Consider the following 345-nt stretch of genomic DNA (forward strand, 5'->3'; position numbering starts at 1 on the left):
CCGAAGGTGGGACTGATGATTGGGGTGAAGTCGTAACAAGGTAGCCGTATCGGAAGGTGCGGCTGGATCACCTCCTTTCTAAGGATTATAACGGAACGCCGATGAGGAACTTGTTCCTATCGGTAAGGACATACTTGGTTGTTTGGTTCAGTTTTGAGAGAGCAAATCTCTCAAAGGATAAGGATCTTCTGTTAAAACCCGTCACGTCCTGTGACGAACACAGAAGTCACCACATCCTGTGGAAGCTTGTACCTTGAAAACTAAATAAGAGTAATCAACGACATCAATTTTTAAGAAATAAAGCAAGGCTAATAAATTAGTACTTTTATTTACTGTAACTTAGTT

The 345-nt window shown here is 41.2% G+C and carries 1 rRNA gene; it reads left to right on the forward strand.

The window, feature by feature from the left end:
• Positions 1 to 78: ribosomal RNA gene (locus tag MN204_RS20405) — 16S ribosomal RNA — on the forward strand; the annotation flags it as partial.
• Positions 79 to 345: the final 267 nt, after the last annotated feature.

The organism is Oceanobacillus saliphilus (assembly GCF_023522835.1).
In the GTDB taxonomy this organism is placed as follows: Bacteria; Bacillota; Bacilli; order Bacillales; family Amphibacillaceae; genus Oceanobacillus; species Oceanobacillus saliphilus.